This is a genomic window from Streptomyces niger (assembly GCF_000718305.1).
GTDB classification, from domain to species: Bacteria; Actinomycetota; Actinomycetes; order Streptomycetales; family Streptomycetaceae; genus Streptomyces; species Streptomyces niger.
Map to the genome: position 1 here is coordinate 36,555 of NZ_JOFQ01000016.1, position 14,611 is coordinate 51,165.

Here is a 14,611-nt window from a genome sequence, read left to right on the forward strand (position 1 = left end):
ATGGACGCTCTTTCACCTCTTGTTCGAACGTGATCCCCGATGCGTCCTCGGCAGCGACTGCTCGAACCAGACCGTCTTGCCCGTGGCCGTCCGGCTCGTGCCCCACTCGCGGGCCAGCCGGCTCACCACCCGCAGACCGCGCCCGTACTCGTCCTCGTCCGTCACGCTCAGCAGCTGCGGCAGACTGTGATCGTCGTCCGACACCTCGCACAGCAGCGCGTCCGTCCGCACCAGGCGCAGCACCACGTGCTGGGTGTGGGCGTGCCGCACGGCGTTGGTCACGACCTCGCTGACCAGCAGCTCGGCGGTGTCCGCCGCGGACTCCAGGCCCCAGTCGGCGAGCTGGTCGCGGACCAGACGGCGGGCCCGGGACGCCTCGCTCGCCGCTATGGGCAGCCGCCACTCGGCCACGTCCGCGCGCTCGATGCCGTTCAGCCGGGCCATCAACAGCGCCACGTCGTCCTTGCGGCCGCCCCGGCCCGCGTTCAGCGTGGCTGCCAGCGCCCGGATGATCGTGTCGCAGGCGTCGTCCATGGAGGCCGCCGGATGCGCGGCGGACTCGGCGAGCGCCGCCAGCCCGACGCCGATGTCCTCGCCCCGCACCTCCACCAGGCCGTCCGTGCACAGCACGAGACGGTCACCCGGCGCCACGGGCACGGTCACCGCTTCGAAGGGCACGCCGCCGACGCCGATCGGCGCACCCGTCGGCAGGTCCAGCAGCTCGCTGCGGCCGTCCGCCGCGCGCACCACGACAGGCGGGATGTGCCCGGCGTTGGCGAGGGTCAGCCGGGACTCGATCGGGTCGTAGACGACGTACAGACACGTCGCGAGATAGTTGTCGCCGAGGCGCTGGGCGAGGTCGTCCAGACTGCGCAGCAGCTGCGCCGGCTGCATGTCGATGGCGGCCATGGTCTGTACGGCGGTCCGCAACTGGCCCATCATCGCCGCGGAGTTCAGACCGTGTCCCATGACGTCCCCGACCACCAGCGCGGTACGTGACCCGGGCAGCTTGATGGTGTCGAACCAGTCGCCGCCGACCCGGCCGAGGCGGGTGCCGGGCAGATAGCGGGTGGCGGTGTCGCAGCCCGCCATCCGGGGCTCGATGTGCGGGAGCATGCTGTCCTGCAGCGTCTCCGCGACGTTCTCCTGGTAGGTGTACATGCGGGCGTTGTCGAGCACCAGGCCGGCGCGCGCGGCCAGTTCCGCACCGGTGACCCGGTCCATGTCGTTGAACTCGGCGCGCTCCGGGTGGCGCAGCAGGATCATGAAGCCCAGCACGACGTTCCGCGCCTTCAGCGGGACGACCAGCATGGAACGCAGGTTGATCAGCGGGCTGATGTCGCGCTTGTCGAACTGCGCCGCGATGGCGTTGCCCATCTGCTCGCTGATCCGCGGGATCAGCACGGGCTCGCCGGTCGTCATGCACTGGAAGAACGGGGTGTGCGCCGGGAACGGCATCGACTCGCCGACCGGCACCACGTCGTCCCAGCGCCCCGGCTCGTCGTTGTGCTCCACCGCCACGCGGTGCCACATGGTCGTGGTGTCCGGCGGACCGTCGGGGAAGCCCTCGCCTGCGATGACCTGCTCGCGGAGGTAGGTGCCCGCGACGTCGGTGAAGCGGGGCACGACCGCCTCGCTGACCTCCTGGATCGTGCGGGCCAGGTCCAGCGAGGAGCCGATCCGGCCGCTGACCTCGTTCAGGAACTCCAGGCGCTCGCGGACCGCGGCATATTCGAGGTCCGACTCCAGTTCCGCGGTGGCCGCCTCGGCGGCCCGCGAATCGGCGGCCGACTCGGAGGCGGCGCGCAGCAGCCGGGCCCGCCGCTCCACGCGCCGCGGCACGCCCCAGTCCGGCGTGACCGGAAAGCGCTCCTGCTGACTGATCTCCAGTACCGGATAGCCCAGTTCGAGCACCTGCGAGACGATCCGGGCGCTCTCCTGCGGGCTCATGCTCGGCAGGATCTCGGGCAGCCGCCGGGCCAGCTCCTCGAAGCCGGGGAAGTCCGTGTGCAGCGCGAACCCCGGCGCGTACCGCTCCCGCTCCCGGCCGCCCTGCGCGCCGGCCTCCCCCTCCTCGCCGCCCTCGCCGTGCAACTGCCCCGCGTCGGCCGCCAGTACGAGCAGCCGCTCGGCACCGGGCCCGACAAGGGGGTACGCCCACCACAGGATGTCGACCTGGCCGCGCTCCGGAGTCGCCATCCGGGCCCGCCCGGCCCGCGGATAGGAGGTCTCGCCGCCGAGCGCGGACTCCAGGTCGGGGCCGGGGCCGTCCGGATCCTCGTCGCCGTCCGGGCCGCGCCACTCGTCGGAGCCCAGCGCTCCGGAGACCGGCATCAGCTCCACGGCGGGCGCGCCCACCGCGTCCTCGCGCGAGGGGCCGAAGAGCCGGCGCGCGCCCCGACTCCAGTGGGACACCAGACCGCGGGCGTCGACCACGACCACGGCCAGGGGGATCCGGCCGGGCTCGGGGCCCCGCGGCGTGGGCACTCCCGGCACCGCACTCACCATGTCGTCGCCGTGCGACGGGCCACGCTCCATGGGCGGTTGCTCCTTCGTACGCGTACGCATGATCTGCGTCCCGCTACCACGGTACGGCCACACGTTGCCTGACGGGGCGCATTCCGGGAAGTGCCGTACCCGGGCGAAGGGCGTCCTGCCTCGCGTTACTCCACGACACACCCGCCGTTCCCACCGCCCGCACACCTCCCGCCGGTCCCGTGGACGACCGTCGTCCACGAGCACGGGACCGTAGCGGAAAGCGGCGCCGCGCGGTGGCCGCCGACGCACGAAGGTGCATATTTCCGCCGAGTGCGCCCCGCGGATGCGCGTGCACTCCGGAGGCCCGCGCTCCGGGGCACCTCGCGGCGGGCTCCCGGGGCCCAGCGGTCAGTCCTCGTGCCCCAGTTGGAGGTCGCGCTCCGTCCGGCCGCCGCCCGCGACCTGGAGGACGGTGGCCACCGGCGGATAGCCCGCGGCGACGACGGTGTACTCGCCGGCGGCCATGTCCACGAAGCGGAACAGGCCGTCGGGGCCCGTGGTCGCGGTGTCCACGACGTTGCCGCCCGCATCCAGGAGCGTGACCCGGGCGTCCTCCACGGGCCGCCCGCCGCCGGCCCGTACGGTGCCGCGCAGCACCGCGCCGCCCGCCAGCTCGACGTCCTGCCGGGTCTCACGGGACGCCTGCACGGACACCGGCAGCGCGGCCGGCCGGAAGGCGGGGGCACTGGAGGCGAGCGTGTACTCCCCCGCCACCAACTCGCCGATCACGTAAGCGCCCTCGCGCCCGCTGCGCGTCGTGGCCACCACCTCGCCGCGCACGTCCGTCAGCGTCACCATGGCGTCGCGCACGGGTGTGCCGTCGGCCGTGGTGACCGTGCCCGCGAGCCGCCCCGCGCCGCCCAGGACGACGTCCAGGTCGACCGGCCGGTCCCCGACCGTGACGCTGACGGCCCGCGGCTGGTGGCCGCCGGCCGCCGCGATCAGCACGTACGGCCCGGCGCCCGGCGTGCTCAGCGCGTACCGCCCGTCCTCGCCGGTCGCGCCGCGCCCGATCTGCCGCCCGGTGACGTCGATGAGGGTGAGCGCGGCGCGCGGCACGACGGAGCCGTCGTGGTGCTGCACGGTGCCGCAGATCGGCACGCCGGCCGGGGAGTACGGGGTCGCCGCGGGCGCGGTGCGGGCGGCGGGAACGGTCGCGACGGCCTCCGCGCCGCCCTCGCCGGGGGCGGTCTGCGGGCCGTGCGGGGAGTAGGCAGCGTGGGACACGTGGGGGTTCTCCTTGAGGAAGAAGGCGAGCAACAGCCCGAGGAGGAGCACGGGCACGAGGTGGCGCAGGAGGCCGGGCACGGCCTCGGCGGAGACGGCGGGGTGGGCATCGCGAAGCGGCCCCGCCGTCCGTACGGCGAGCACGGCACCCAGGGCGGCCGCGCCGGCGGCGGCGCCGAGCTGTCGCGCGTACGTACTGGCGGCGAGGGCGGTGGTGCCGCCGTGGGGGCGCCCGGCGTGCCGTACGGCCACGGGGAGGACCGGCAGGGCGAAGCCGAGGCCGAGCCCGAGGATGCCCGTCCAGAGCGCGCACGTGGCGCGTGCGGTGTCCGCCTGGAGGTGGGAGAGGAGCCACATGCCCTCGGCGGCCAGCGCGCAGCCCAGTACCGGGAACAGCCTGTGGTGACCGGTGCGGCCGACGAGCCGGTCGGCGACGGCGGCTGCCAGGACGAAACCGCCCGCCATCGGGAGCAGCGAGATGCCGGCCTCCAGGGGCGAGGCGCCGCCCCTCCCTTGAAGGAAGGCCGGGAGTTGTACGGCGACCCCGAGGAGCGCGGCGCCGGCCGCGGCGCCCACCGCACCGGCGGCGAGCACCGTCCGGTCGCGGAGGAGGCGCGCCGGCAGGATCGGTTCGGCGGTGGCGTACCCGACGGCCACGAGGAGCAGGGCGCTGCCGAGCGCGCCGCACGAGAGGCCGAGAACGACCCGCGAGTCCCAGGCGTACGCCGTGCCGGCCCAGCAGGCGAGCAGGACGGCGCACACGGAGAAGGCGGCGAGCAGCAGGGCGCCCAGGGGGTCGGTCCCCGGCCGCCGGGCGGACCGCGGTGCTTTCAGGGCGACGGCCACCACGAGGAGGGCGAAGAGCCCGAGGGGCACGTTCACCGCGAAGCACCAGCGCCAGGAGGCGTGTTGGGCGAGGAGGCCGCCGATCAGCGGGCCCGCGGCGGTGGCGAGGCCGTAGGCGGTGCCGGTGAGGACCGTGGCGCGGACGCGCGTCCGGTGGTGCGCGGTCTCGGCGGCCAGGGCCTGGACGCCGCCCATGATGCCGCCGGCACCGAAGCCCTGGAGGGCGCGGCCGGCGAGCAGCGCGTCCATCGTGTGCGCCCGAGTGGCCAGCGCGGACCCGGCCACGAAGGCGAGGAGGGCGAGGAGGAGCGCCGGCTTGCGGCCGAAGCGGTCGCCGAGCCTGCCGTACAGGGGCAGGGCCACGGCCGAGGCGAGGAGGTACCCGGGCACCAGCCACGCCGTCCGGTCGGCGCCGGGCAGCCGGTCGGCGATCTCCGGCAGCGGGAGGGCCACGACGGTCTGGCCCAGCGCCGCGAGGAGCAGCGCCGGGGCCAGGCCGAGTACGGCCGCCAGGCGGACGCGGCGGGGACCGGGCCGGTCCGCCTCCGTGGCGCCGGGCCGAGCCGGCGGTGCCGCGTCCGCCTCGTCCGTGGTCGCGCCGGACGCCGGCGGTTCCGACCTCTCGTCCGGCTCCGCCAGGGTGGTCCCTCCCACGTGCTGCTCCCCTCGTCACGCCTGTGCCGCGCCCTGTTCTCGCATCGGGCGACAACTGCGATCAAGCGTGACGAAAGGGTGTGTACGGGGCGGGAGCCGCCGTCAACCGCCGTACGGGGGTGGCGCGCCCGGCCCTCATCAGGGCTTTAGCGCCGCGCGCGGGAACGGCGCGCGTCATGCGGACGCGAGAGGAAACCACCCGATCCAGCGAGGCGCGCGACCCCGTTCCCGCTCCCCCGCGAGCGCGGTCACTTCTCCACGTGCGCCGCGAGGTTGGCGAGCATCGCGTCGTAGATCCGGCCGAGCCCCTTGGGTGCGAAGGTCCGCTCGAAGAAGCCGCCGACACCGCCCGCGCCCTGCCAGGTGGTGGTCACGGTGACGCGGGCGCGCTTCTCGCCTGCCGGGGTGACGATCCAGGTGGTGACCATGGAGGAGTTGCGGTCCTTCTCCACCAGCTGTCCGTCGGTCGGCTCGTCGACGTCCAGCAGGCAGTCGCGGACGCGCTTGCTGGTCGCCTGGAGCTTCCAGTGCACCAGCGTGCCCTTGCCGTCGCCGCCTTCGCGGACCTCGTACTCGCTGAAGTGCTCGGGCAGCAGCTTCGGGCGGGTGCCGGAGTAGTCCGCGAGCGCGTCGAAGACGTCCTCCGGATCCGCCGCGATCTCGCGCTGCGTGGTGGCTTCGACCTGGCCCATGTGTGTCGCCCTCCGGGGTGCTCGCTTGCTGGTGGTCCGGTGTGCGGCAAGCCAACCACTCCGGCGCTGCGCGCCCAAATCCGGGTTGACAGCACCGATGGGAACGCCTGTTCTATTATCGACGGCGGGGGGCCGCAGCACCCATGAGGAGGCGCAATGCGCTGGGAGAACTTGAGCGAGGGCTCGGCGGACCCGTCCGGTCCGGCGCGCACGCCCGCGCTCTTCGGCACGGACGTGGTGACCCGGACCGTCGACACCCCGGAGTTCGCCGGGGTGACGTTCCACGAAGTACGGGCCAGGTCGATCGTCAACCGGGTGCCGGGCGCCTCCCGCATGCCGTTCGAATGGACGGTGAACCCGTACCGGGGCTGTACTCACGCTTGCGTGTACTGCTTCGCCAGGCGCACCCACAGCTACCTGGACCTGGACACCGGGCTCGGCTTCGACAGCCAGATCGTGGTCAAGGTCAACGCGCCCGACCTGCTCAGACGCGAACTGTCCGGAAGACGCTGGCGCGGCGAGCACATCGCCATGGGCACCAACGTCGACTGCTATCAGCGGGCCGAGGGCCGCTACCGACTGATGCCCGGCATCATCGAGACCCTCCGCGACCACGCGAACCCCTTCTCGATCCTCACCAAGGGCACGCTGATCCTCCGCGACCTGGACCTGCTCCGCGAGGCGGCCGAGGTCACCGACGTCGGCATCTCGATGTCGGTCGGCTTCCTGGACCGCGAGCTGTGGCGCACGGTGGAGCCCGGCACGCCGTCCCCGGAGCGCCGCCTGGACGCCGTCCGCACCCTCACCGAGCACGGCATCGGCTGCGGCGTCCTGATGGCGCCGGTCATCCCCTTCCTGGGCGACCATCCCGATCAGCTGCGCGCCACCGTGCGGGCCGTCGCGGCGGCCGGCGCCTCCTCCGTGACGCCGCTGGTGCTGCACCTGCGGCCGGGCGCACGTGAGTGGTTCATGGCCTGGCTGGAGCGCCACCACCCCCATCTGGTGCGGCGGTACGAGCGCCTGTATGCGGACGGTGCGTACGCCCCGAAGTGGTACCAGCGGCGGATCACCCGTCAGGTCCACGAGCTGGCCGCCGAGTACGGCATCGGCCCCGCGCACGCCGCCGGGCACCGCCGCGGCACGCGCCGCCCGGCGCCCCGGGTACCGGCCCAGGCCGGCCCGGTGGAGCCGGACTCCCCCACCGGCCCCGCGGCGGCCGGGGCCACCCAGCTGACGCTGCTCTGACCGGCTCCCGGCCCGCCCCGTGATCGTCCGGGAGGTGCGCCGGCTGCGTTCCCGGTACGGCGTGACGCTGCGGGCGGCGCTGGGCCGGTGAGCGCGGCAGGCGCCGGCGCCGTACGCTGAGCCGGTGCGCATCGGGGAACTGGCGGCGGCCACGGGGACGACTTCTCGGGCGCTGCGCCACTACGAGCATGAGGGGCTGATCGGCTCCGTACGCGAGGCCAACGGCTACCGCGTCTACGACGAACGGGCGGCGGTGCGGGTCCGGAACATCCGGCACCTGCTCGACGCCGGGCTCACGCTGGCCGACGTACGCTGCTTCGCCGGCTGCCTGGACGGGGACATGACGACCGCGCAGCCGTCCCCTGTAGGCCTGCGCATCGCCCGGGAGCGACTCGCCCTGATCGACGCACGGCTCGCCGCGCAGACGGCGGCACGCGACCGGCTGGCCCGCGCGCTGGCCGCGGCGCAGCCCCCGCCCGAGGCGCAGCTCACACCAGAGGCGCAGCCCCCGCCCGGGGCGCCGTTCACGCCACCACCGCGCCCCCGTCCACCGGCAGGATCGCGCCCGTGACGAACGCGGACTCCGGGGAGGCCAGTCGCAGCACCGCATGGGCCACCTCCTCCGGGCGGCCCAGCCGGCCCAGTGGAGTGTGGTCGATCTGCCAGGCGCGTACGGCCGCCAGGCGCTCGGCCGACAGGCCCTGGTGCGCGCCGATCGGCGTCTCCACGGCGCCCGGTGCTACGCCGACGACCCGTATGCCGCGCGGCGCCAGCTCCACCGCCCAGCTGCGGGTCAGCGTGTCGAGCCCGGCCTTGCTCGCGGCGTAGACGGCGTTGCCGGGCCAGGCCCGCTGCCCCACGGACGTCGAGATGTTGACCACGACGCCGCCGGCGCGCTCCAGGTGGGGCAGCGCCGCCCGGGTCAGCAGCACGGGCGCCACCAGGTTGGTCGCGAGCTGCGGTCCGATCGATTCCTTCGTGCAGGTCGCCAGCGCCCCGCTTCTTACGATCCCCGCGTTGTTGACCAGCACGTCCAGTCGCCCGTACGTGGCCACCGCATGCGCGGCGATCCTTTCCGCGGCCCCGTCGGCGGTGATGTCGGCCGCGTACGGTGTGATCACCGAGTGGCCCGCGGCGGCCTCCGCCAGCGGCTCCGGGCGCCGCCCGACCGCCACCACACGCGCCCCCGCCGCCGCGAAGGCCCGCGCGGTGGCCCGCCCGATGCCGGTGCCGGCCCCCGTGACCACCACGACCCGCCCGCCGAACTCCTGCTTCTCTGTGCTCATGCCGGGCAGTCTGGAACCCTGCCGCCTGCGTCAAGGTCAACCCCGAGGCGACGCGCCCGCGGAAACACCGACCACACCCGGTGCCTGCGCGCCTAGCCTGCCGCCATGGATGAGCTGCGGATACGACGGATGACCGAGGACGACATCGGGGCGGTCTGCGCGGTCCGGGTCCGCGGTTGGCAGTGGGCCTACGCCGGGTTGGTGCCGCAGCACTTCCTCGACGGGCTGGACGTCGAGGAAGAGGCGCAGCGTCGGCGCGACTTGTTCACCAAGGCGCCCGCCGAGGTGGTCAACCTCGTGGCGGAGCGCGCCGGTTCGGTGACCGGGTGGGCCGCCGTCGGGCCGTACCGCGACGAGACGACCGGCCGGCGGGACGATGCGCTCGCGGAGCTGTACGCCCTGTACGTGATGCCCGAGCAGGTCGGCACCGGTATCGGCCGCGCGCTGATGGCCTCGTCCCTCGACCTCACCAGGGAGCGGGGTTACCCCGGCATGCGCCTGTGGGTGCTCGAACACAACGTCCGGGCGCGCCGCTTCTACGAGCGGGCGGGGTTCGCGCCGGACGGCGCGGAGGAGTCCTTCGAGCTGGCGGGCGTCCTCGTACCGGAGGTCCGGTACGCCCGCTCCCTGTAGCGCGCCGGTCAGCGGCTCCCGTTGCCCGCGCTGTCCAGTCTCGCCAGCGAGGCCGCCGCGGCGGCGGCCAGGCGCGGGTGGTCCAGCGCCGAGGTGAGGGCCGGGACGGCGCGCCGGTCGCCGAGCGCCCCCAGGCCCTCCACGCAGGCCAGCGCGACGCGCCAGTACGGGGTGTGCGGGGTGAGGAGGCGTTCGAGGGTGGAGATCAGGGCCGGGACGGACTCCGGAGCGCGGAGATCGACCAGGAGGCGCACGGGGTGCAGCGCATAGGCGGTGCGGAGGGGGTTGGTGGCGAGGGCCGCGGCGGCACGCGCCGTGCGGGGGTCGCCGAGGCGGGCCAGCGCGTGCGCGGCCGTGGCGCAGCGGACGGGGTCGCGGTAGTTCAGCAGCAGGACGAGCGTCTCGAAGGCGCGGCGGTCGCCGGCGCAGCCCAATGAGAAGGCGGCGATCTCGCGGGTCCACAGGGGACGCTCGACGGCGGTGAGCATTCTGGCCAGCTCCTCGCGCCCGGCCGGGGTGTTCTTGCGGGCGAGGCCCAGGAGGCGCTCGTAGGTGACGAGATCGGCGGGTGACCGCAGCTCGCCCCGTACCCGGTCGGTCAACTCGTGGAAGTGGTCTTCCATTTGTGTGGCTCCTCCCCCACTGCCTCGACGTGGCCCGCGCCACAGATTAATTCCCCCTTTTCCCCCTGGCGCTTGCCGTTACCCGCGAGTTAATCTGCTGGCACGAGCAGCACCCCTGCTCCGGCGGCCTGGTGACGCAGCCGCCATGAGTGAAGTCGGTTCGGCACCGCACAGCACGACACACAGCGAGTGACCGGCAGCGATCCCGGGACAGGGTCCGCCGCGCAGCTCCCTCCGTACGCGCCTCTCGACCGCGTCGACCGCGTGTGCGCCTCACCCTCAGTCGTCACTTCTCCCCTGCCCGCAGGGGAACACCCTCAGGAGTCTCGCGATGGGCCTCTCGTCCACCCCTGATTCGCAGCTGCCCCCCGCCACCGCCGCCTCCGGTATCGCCACGGTCGCCGTCGTCGGCCTGGGCACGATGGGCACCGGCATCGCCGAGGTGCTCGCCCGCGCCGGCCGCGAGGTCATCGGCATCGACATCGACGACGCCGCGGTCCGCCGCTCCGTCGCCACCCTGGAGTCCTCCACCGCCCGCGCCGTGCGCCGCGAGCGGCTCACCGAGCGGGAGCGGGCCGACGCGCTCGCCCGGTTCCGTACCTTCTCCGACCTGCAGGCGGCCGCCGAGGCCGACCTGGTGATCGAGGTGGTGCCGGAGGACTACGAGCTCAAGCGGCAGATCTTCACCGCGCTGGACTCCATCGTCCGCCCGGACACGGTCCTGGCCACCGGCACCAACTCCCTCTCGGTGACCCGGCTCGCCGCCGACTCCCAGCGCCCCGAGCGCGTGCTCGGCCTGCACTTCTTCGCCCCGGCGCCGGCCATGAAACTGGTCGAGGTGGCCTCCTCCGTGCTCACCGCGCCGACCGCCGTCGCGGCCGTCACCGAACTCGCCCGCGAGCTGGGCAAGGACCCGATCGCGGTGGGCGACCGCCCCGGCTTCGTCGCCGACGGCCTGCTCTTCGGCTACCTGAACCAGGCCGCCGCCATGTACGAGGCCAAGTACGCGACCCGTGAGGACATCGACGCGGCCATGCGGCTGGGCTGCGGCCTGCCCATGGGCCCGCTGGCGCTGCTGGACCTGATCGGCATCGACACCGCCCGTACGGTGCTGCAGGCCATGTACGCCGCCTCACACGACCGGCTGCACGCGCCCGCGCCGATCCTCGGCCAGCTCGCCGAGGCCGGGCTGACCGGCCGCAAGGCGGGCCGCGGCTTCTACACGTACGAGACGCCCGGCTCCGCGACGGTCGTGCCGGACGGCGGGACCCCCGACGCGCAGCACGAGCAGGCCGGCTCGCGCACGGTGCGCAGCGTCGGCGTGGCCGGGTCCGGGACGATGGCGAGCGGCATCGCGGAGGTCTTCGCGAAGTCCGGCTTCCAGGTCGTGCTCGCGGCCCGCAGCCAGGAGAAGGCGGACCGGGCCAAGGCCCTGGTCGAGAAGTCGCTGAACCGGTCGGTGGCCAAGGGCCGGCTGACCGAGGAGGCCCGGGACGCGGCGCTGGCGGCGATCACCCCCGCGGACTCGCTGGACGCCTTCGCCGACGTGGACCTGGCCGTCGAGGCGGTGGCCGAGGACCTGGCGGTCAAGCAGCAGCTGTTCGCGACGCTGGACAAGGTCTGCAAGCCGGGCGCGGTGCTGGCCACCACCACCTCCTCGCTGCCGGTCGTGGCGTGCGCGCGGGCCACCTCGCGCCCGCAGGACGTCATCGGGATGCACTTCTTCAACCCGGCGCCCGCCATGAAGCTGGTCGAGGTCGTCCGGACGGTGCTGACCGCCGACGACGTGCACGCCACCGTGCGCGCGGTCTGCGCCAAGGTCCGCAAGCACCCCGTGGACTGCGGCGACCGGGCGGGCTTCATCGTGAACGCGCTGCTCTTCCCGTACCTGAACAACGCGGTGAAGATGGTGCAGGAGCACTACGCCTCGCCGGACGACATCGACACCGCGATGAAGCTGGGCGGCGGTTACCCGATGGGCCCCTTCGAACTGCTCGACGTGGTGGGCCTGGACGTCTCGCTGGCCATCGAGAAGGTGCTGCACCAGGAGTTCCGCGACCCGGGCCTGGCTCCGGCGCCGCTGCTGGAGCACCTCGTCGCCGCGGGCTGCCTCGGCCGCAAGACCGGCCGCGGCTTCCGTGAGTACGCCAAGCGCTGACGCCGGGGGCGGCTGGGGCGGGCTGCTCGACCCTCGGGGCGGCCCGTCCGCTCCCTCCTGGCCGCCCGTCACCCGGGCTGATGGCGCAGGCCGCGGCAATATGAAGTACCGTCCCCACATGTCCCAGCCCGCTCGTACGCAGCCCTCCGACGGAAACGACACCACCCCCGGCTCTCGCCGCGCGGCCGCTCAGCGGCTCAAGATGCGCCGCGAATTGGCGGCGGCGGCGATGGAACTGTTCGCGACCAAGGGCTACGAAGCGACGACCGTCGACGAGATCGCCGCGGCGGCGGGCGTCGCGCGACGGACGTTTTTCCGCCACTTCCGCTCCAAGGAAGAGGCGATCTTCCCCGACCACGACGACACCCTCGTACGGGCCGAAGCGGTGCTGGACGCGGCGCCCGCGCACGAGAACCCGCTGGACACGGTCTGCCGTGGCATCAAGGAAGTCATGCGGATGTACGCGGCCTCGCCGGCCGTGTCGGTGGCCCGCTACCGCCTGACCCGCGAGGTGCCGACGCTGCGCGAGGCGGAGATCGCCTCGGTGGCCCGGTACGAGCGGCTCTTCACGCGCTACCTGCTGGGCCACTTCGACGAGGGCGCGCACCGCGAGGGCAACGACGACCCGCTGCTGGCCGAGGTCGCCGCCTCCGCGGTCGTCACCGCGCACAACCACGTCCTGCGGCGCTGGCTCCGCGCGGGCGCCCAGGGCGATGTGGAATCGCAGCTCGACCACGCCTTCGCGATCGTCCGCGAGACGTTCGGCACCGGCATCGGGGCCGGCCGGACGCCCGCGGGCCCGCCGCCGGCCGCGACGGCGGCCCGGGAGGGCGAGGTGCTGGTGACGGTGGCGCGGACGGACGCGCCGCTCAGCGAGGTCATGCGCACGATCCAGAAGGCGCTGCGCGAGCACAACAGCTGAGCAACGGAGCTGAGGAGCGCCGTCACGTCCTGGACGTGGCGGCGCTTCGCTATGCGACCCGTCAGTAACAAACATCACGCCGACCTCGCCACCCGTACCGAATCGTCCGCTTTCGCGGCGGTTTATGTTGCTCATGCGTGCCGGGCGGATGACATCTGAGAGAAATTGTTGGCACCGAGTGCCTTGTCGGCTGGCACGCGGTGTCATACGTTGATGTTGTCCGGGCGGCCGGCCCACCGAGATCTTCGGCGTACCGGTTGTCCCCGCGTTCCACTGGTCCGCGCGCCCGGATGCCTGCGTCACAGGCAACCTCCCGCGCACACCCGCGCCTGCCGAGCACCATCACAGCCGAACCGACGGCACCGCCTTCGCACCACCCCCGACGTTCCCTCAAGCCGTCCCTCATATGGCTTCGCCGGAGGCACACCGTGAACCACATTCTTGACGCCATCACCGCGCAGGACAGCACCCGCGAGGACTTCGCGAACCTGCCCCTCCCCGATTCGTACCGCGCGGTCACCGTGCACAAGGACGAGGCCGACATGTTCGCCGGCCTCCCCAGCAACGAGAAGGACCCGCGCAAGTCGCTGCACGTCGAGGACGTGCCGGTGCCGGAGCTGGGCCCGGGCGAGGCCCTGGTCGCCGTCATGGCGTCCTCGGTCAACTACAACTCCGTCTGGACCTCGATCTTCGAGCCGGTGTCGACCTTCAGCTTCCTGGAGCGCTACGGCAAGCTCTCCCCGCTGGCCAAGCGGCACGACCTGCCGTACCACATCATCGGCTCCGACCTGGCCGGCGTCGTGCTGCGCACCGGCCCCGGCGTGAACTCCTGGCACCCCGGTGACGAGGTCGTCGCGCACTGCCTCTCCGTCGAGCTGGAGTCCTCCGACGGCCACAACGACACGATGCTCGACCCCGAGCAGCGCATCTGGGGCTTCGAGACCAACTTCGGCGGCCTCGCCGAGATCGCGCTCGTGAAGTCCAACCAGCTCATGCCGAAGCCGGACCACCTGAGCTGGGAGGAGGCGGCGGCCCCCGGCCTGGTGAACTCCACCGCGTACCGCCAGCTGGTCTCCCGCAACGGCGCCGGCATGAAGCAGGGCGACAACGTCCTGATCTGGGGCGCCTCCGGCGGCCTCGGCAGTTACGCCACCCAGTTCGCGCTGGCCGGCGGCGCCAACCCGATCTGCGTCGTCTCCAGCGAGGACAAGGCGGAGATCTGCCGGAAGATGGGCGCCGAGGCGATCATCGACCGCAAGGCCGAGGGCTACAAGTTCTGGAAGGACGAGGAGAACCAGGACCCGCGCGAGTGGAAGCGCTTCGGCAAGCGCATCCGCGAGCTCACCGGCGGCGAGGACATCGACATCGTCTTCGAGCACCCGGGCCGCGAGACCTTCGGCGCCTCCGTGTACGTCACCCGCAAGGGCGGCACCATCACCACCTGCGCCTCGACCTCCGGCTACATGCACCAGTACGACAACCGCTACCTGTGGATGTCCCTGAAGCGCATCATCGGCTCGCACTTCGCCAACTACCGCGAGGCGTGGGAGGCCAACCGCCTGATCGCCAAGGGCAAGATCCACCCGACGCTGTCGAAGACCTACTCCCTGGAGGAGACCGGTCAGGCCGCGTACGACGTGCACCGCAACCTCCACCAGGGCAAGGTCGGCGTCCTCGCGCTGGCCCCCGAGGAGGGCATGGGCGTCCGCGACCACGAGAAGCGCGCGAAGCACCTCGACGCCATCAACCGCTTCCGGAACGTCTGAACCGTCTAAGAGGGCGAAGAC

At 73.3% G+C, this 14,611-nt stretch carries 11 protein-coding genes; 6 read left to right on the forward strand and 5 right to left on the reverse strand.

Annotated elements, in window-relative coordinates:
• Nucleotides 1-12: 12 nt before the first annotated feature.
• The 3 genes from IF20_RS27130 to IF20_RS27140 all read right to left on the reverse strand — a co-directional run bounded on the left by IF20_RS27130 (nucleotide 13) and on the right by IF20_RS27140 (nucleotide 5,957).
• Entirely contained in the window at nucleotides 13-2,538 is a 2,526-nt protein-coding gene (locus IF20_RS27130; RefSeq protein ID WP_199896756.1) for an ATP-binding SpoIIE family protein phosphatase, read from the reverse strand.
• 348 nt (nucleotides 2,539-2,886) lie between these two features.
• Nucleotides 2,887-5,265 (reverse strand): MFS transporter, encoded by a 2,379-nt coding sequence (locus tag IF20_RS27135; RefSeq protein ID WP_052867984.1) that lies wholly within the window; start codon nucleotides 5,263-5,265, stop codon nucleotides 2,887-2,889.
• A gap of 248 nt (nucleotides 5,266-5,513) precedes the next feature.
• Nucleotides 5,514-5,957 carry an SRPBCC family protein gene (locus IF20_RS27140; RefSeq protein WP_052867985.1) on the reverse strand — a complete coding sequence of 148 codons (444 nt, stop codon included), beginning with the start codon at nucleotides 5,955-5,957 and terminating at the stop codon, nucleotides 5,514-5,516.
• 156 nt (nucleotides 5,958-6,113) lie between these two features.
• Here IF20_RS27140 and IF20_RS27145 point away from each other — a divergent pair, with 156 nt between their 5' ends.
• Nucleotides 6,114-7,202, forward strand: coding sequence for an Rv2578c family radical SAM protein (locus tag IF20_RS27145; protein ID WP_052867986.1), 1,089 nt, complete (start codon nucleotides 6,114-6,116; stop codon nucleotides 7,200-7,202).
• A gap of 124 nt (nucleotides 7,203-7,326) precedes the next feature.
• Complete coding sequence (locus tag IF20_RS27150; RefSeq protein ID WP_110944591.1) at nucleotides 7,327-7,773, forward strand: MerR family transcriptional regulator; 447 nt, start codon at nucleotides 7,327-7,329, stop codon at nucleotides 7,771-7,773.
• Here IF20_RS27150 and IF20_RS27155 read toward each other — a convergent pair.
• A complete protein-coding gene (locus tag IF20_RS27155; protein WP_052867987.1) occupies nucleotides 7,727-8,488 on the reverse strand; it encodes an SDR family NAD(P)-dependent oxidoreductase in 762 nt (253 codons plus the stop codon). The genes IF20_RS27150 and IF20_RS27155 overlap by 47 nt on opposite strands.
• A 105-nt stretch (nucleotides 8,489-8,593) precedes the next feature.
• Here IF20_RS27155 and IF20_RS27160 point away from each other — a divergent pair, with 105 nt between their 5' ends.
• Nucleotides 8,594-9,121: a GNAT family N-acetyltransferase gene (locus IF20_RS27160; RefSeq protein ID WP_052867988.1), complete on the forward strand. Its 528-nt coding sequence runs from the start codon at nucleotides 8,594-8,596 to the stop codon at nucleotides 9,119-9,121.
• Between the two features lie 8 nt (nucleotides 9,122-9,129).
• On the opposite strand, the gene IF20_RS27165 is transcribed toward IF20_RS27160, so the two are convergent.
• Nucleotides 9,130-9,744 carry a HEAT repeat domain-containing protein gene (locus IF20_RS27165; RefSeq protein WP_052867989.1) on the reverse strand — a complete coding sequence of 205 codons (615 nt, stop codon included), beginning with the start codon at nucleotides 9,742-9,744 and terminating at the stop codon, nucleotides 9,130-9,132.
• A gap of 331 nt (nucleotides 9,745-10,075) precedes the next feature.
• On the opposite strand from IF20_RS27165, the gene IF20_RS27170 reads away from it, so the two are divergent.
• From IF20_RS27170 to ccrA, 3 genes are all read left to right on the forward strand, one after another.
• Complete coding sequence (locus IF20_RS27170) at nucleotides 10,076-11,902, forward strand: 3-hydroxyacyl-CoA dehydrogenase family protein (protein ID WP_110944592.1); 1,827 nt, start codon at nucleotides 10,076-10,078, stop codon at nucleotides 11,900-11,902.
• 118 nt (nucleotides 11,903-12,020) lie between these two features.
• Nucleotides 12,021-12,824, forward strand: coding sequence for a TetR family transcriptional regulator (locus IF20_RS27175; RefSeq protein ID WP_052867990.1), 804 nt, complete (start codon nucleotides 12,021-12,023; stop codon nucleotides 12,822-12,824).
• A 428-nt stretch (nucleotides 12,825-13,252) separates the two neighbouring features.
• Nucleotides 13,253-14,590 (forward strand): crotonyl-CoA carboxylase/reductase, encoded by a 1,338-nt coding sequence (gene ccrA / locus IF20_RS27180; RefSeq protein WP_052867991.1) that lies wholly within the window; start codon nucleotides 13,253-13,255, stop codon nucleotides 14,588-14,590.
• Nucleotides 14,591-14,611 lie beyond the last annotated feature (21 nt).

Bases quoted from the DNA above. Each gene is read 5' to 3' on its own strand.
- IF20_RS27160 (WP_052867988.1), top strand. From the start codon at position 8,594: ATGGATGAGCTGCGGATACGACGGATGACCGAGGACGACATCGGGGCG.
- IF20_RS27175 (WP_052867990.1), top strand. From the start codon at position 12,021: ATGTCCCAGCCCGCTCGTACGCAGCCCTCCGACGGAAACGACACCACC.
- IF20_RS27165 (WP_052867989.1), bottom strand. From the start codon at position 9,744: ATGGAAGACCACTTCCACGAGTTGACCGACCGGGTACGGGGCGAGCTG.
- IF20_RS27170 (WP_110944592.1), top strand. From the start codon at position 10,076: ATGGGCCTCTCGTCCACCCCTGATTCGCAGCTGCCCCCCGCCACCGCC.
- IF20_RS27155 (WP_052867987.1), bottom strand. From the start codon at position 8,488: ATGAGCACAGAGAAGCAGGAGTTCGGCGGGCGGGTCGTGGTGGTCACG.
- IF20_RS27145 (WP_052867986.1), top strand. From the start codon at position 6,114: ATGCGCTGGGAGAACTTGAGCGAGGGCTCGGCGGACCCGTCCGGTCCG.
- IF20_RS27140 (WP_052867985.1), bottom strand. From the start codon at position 5,957: ATGGGCCAGGTCGAAGCCACCACGCAGCGCGAGATCGCGGCGGATCCG.
- IF20_RS27130 (WP_199896756.1), bottom strand. From the start codon at position 2,538: ATGGAGCGTGGCCCGTCGCACGGCGACGACATGGTGAGTGCGGTGCCG.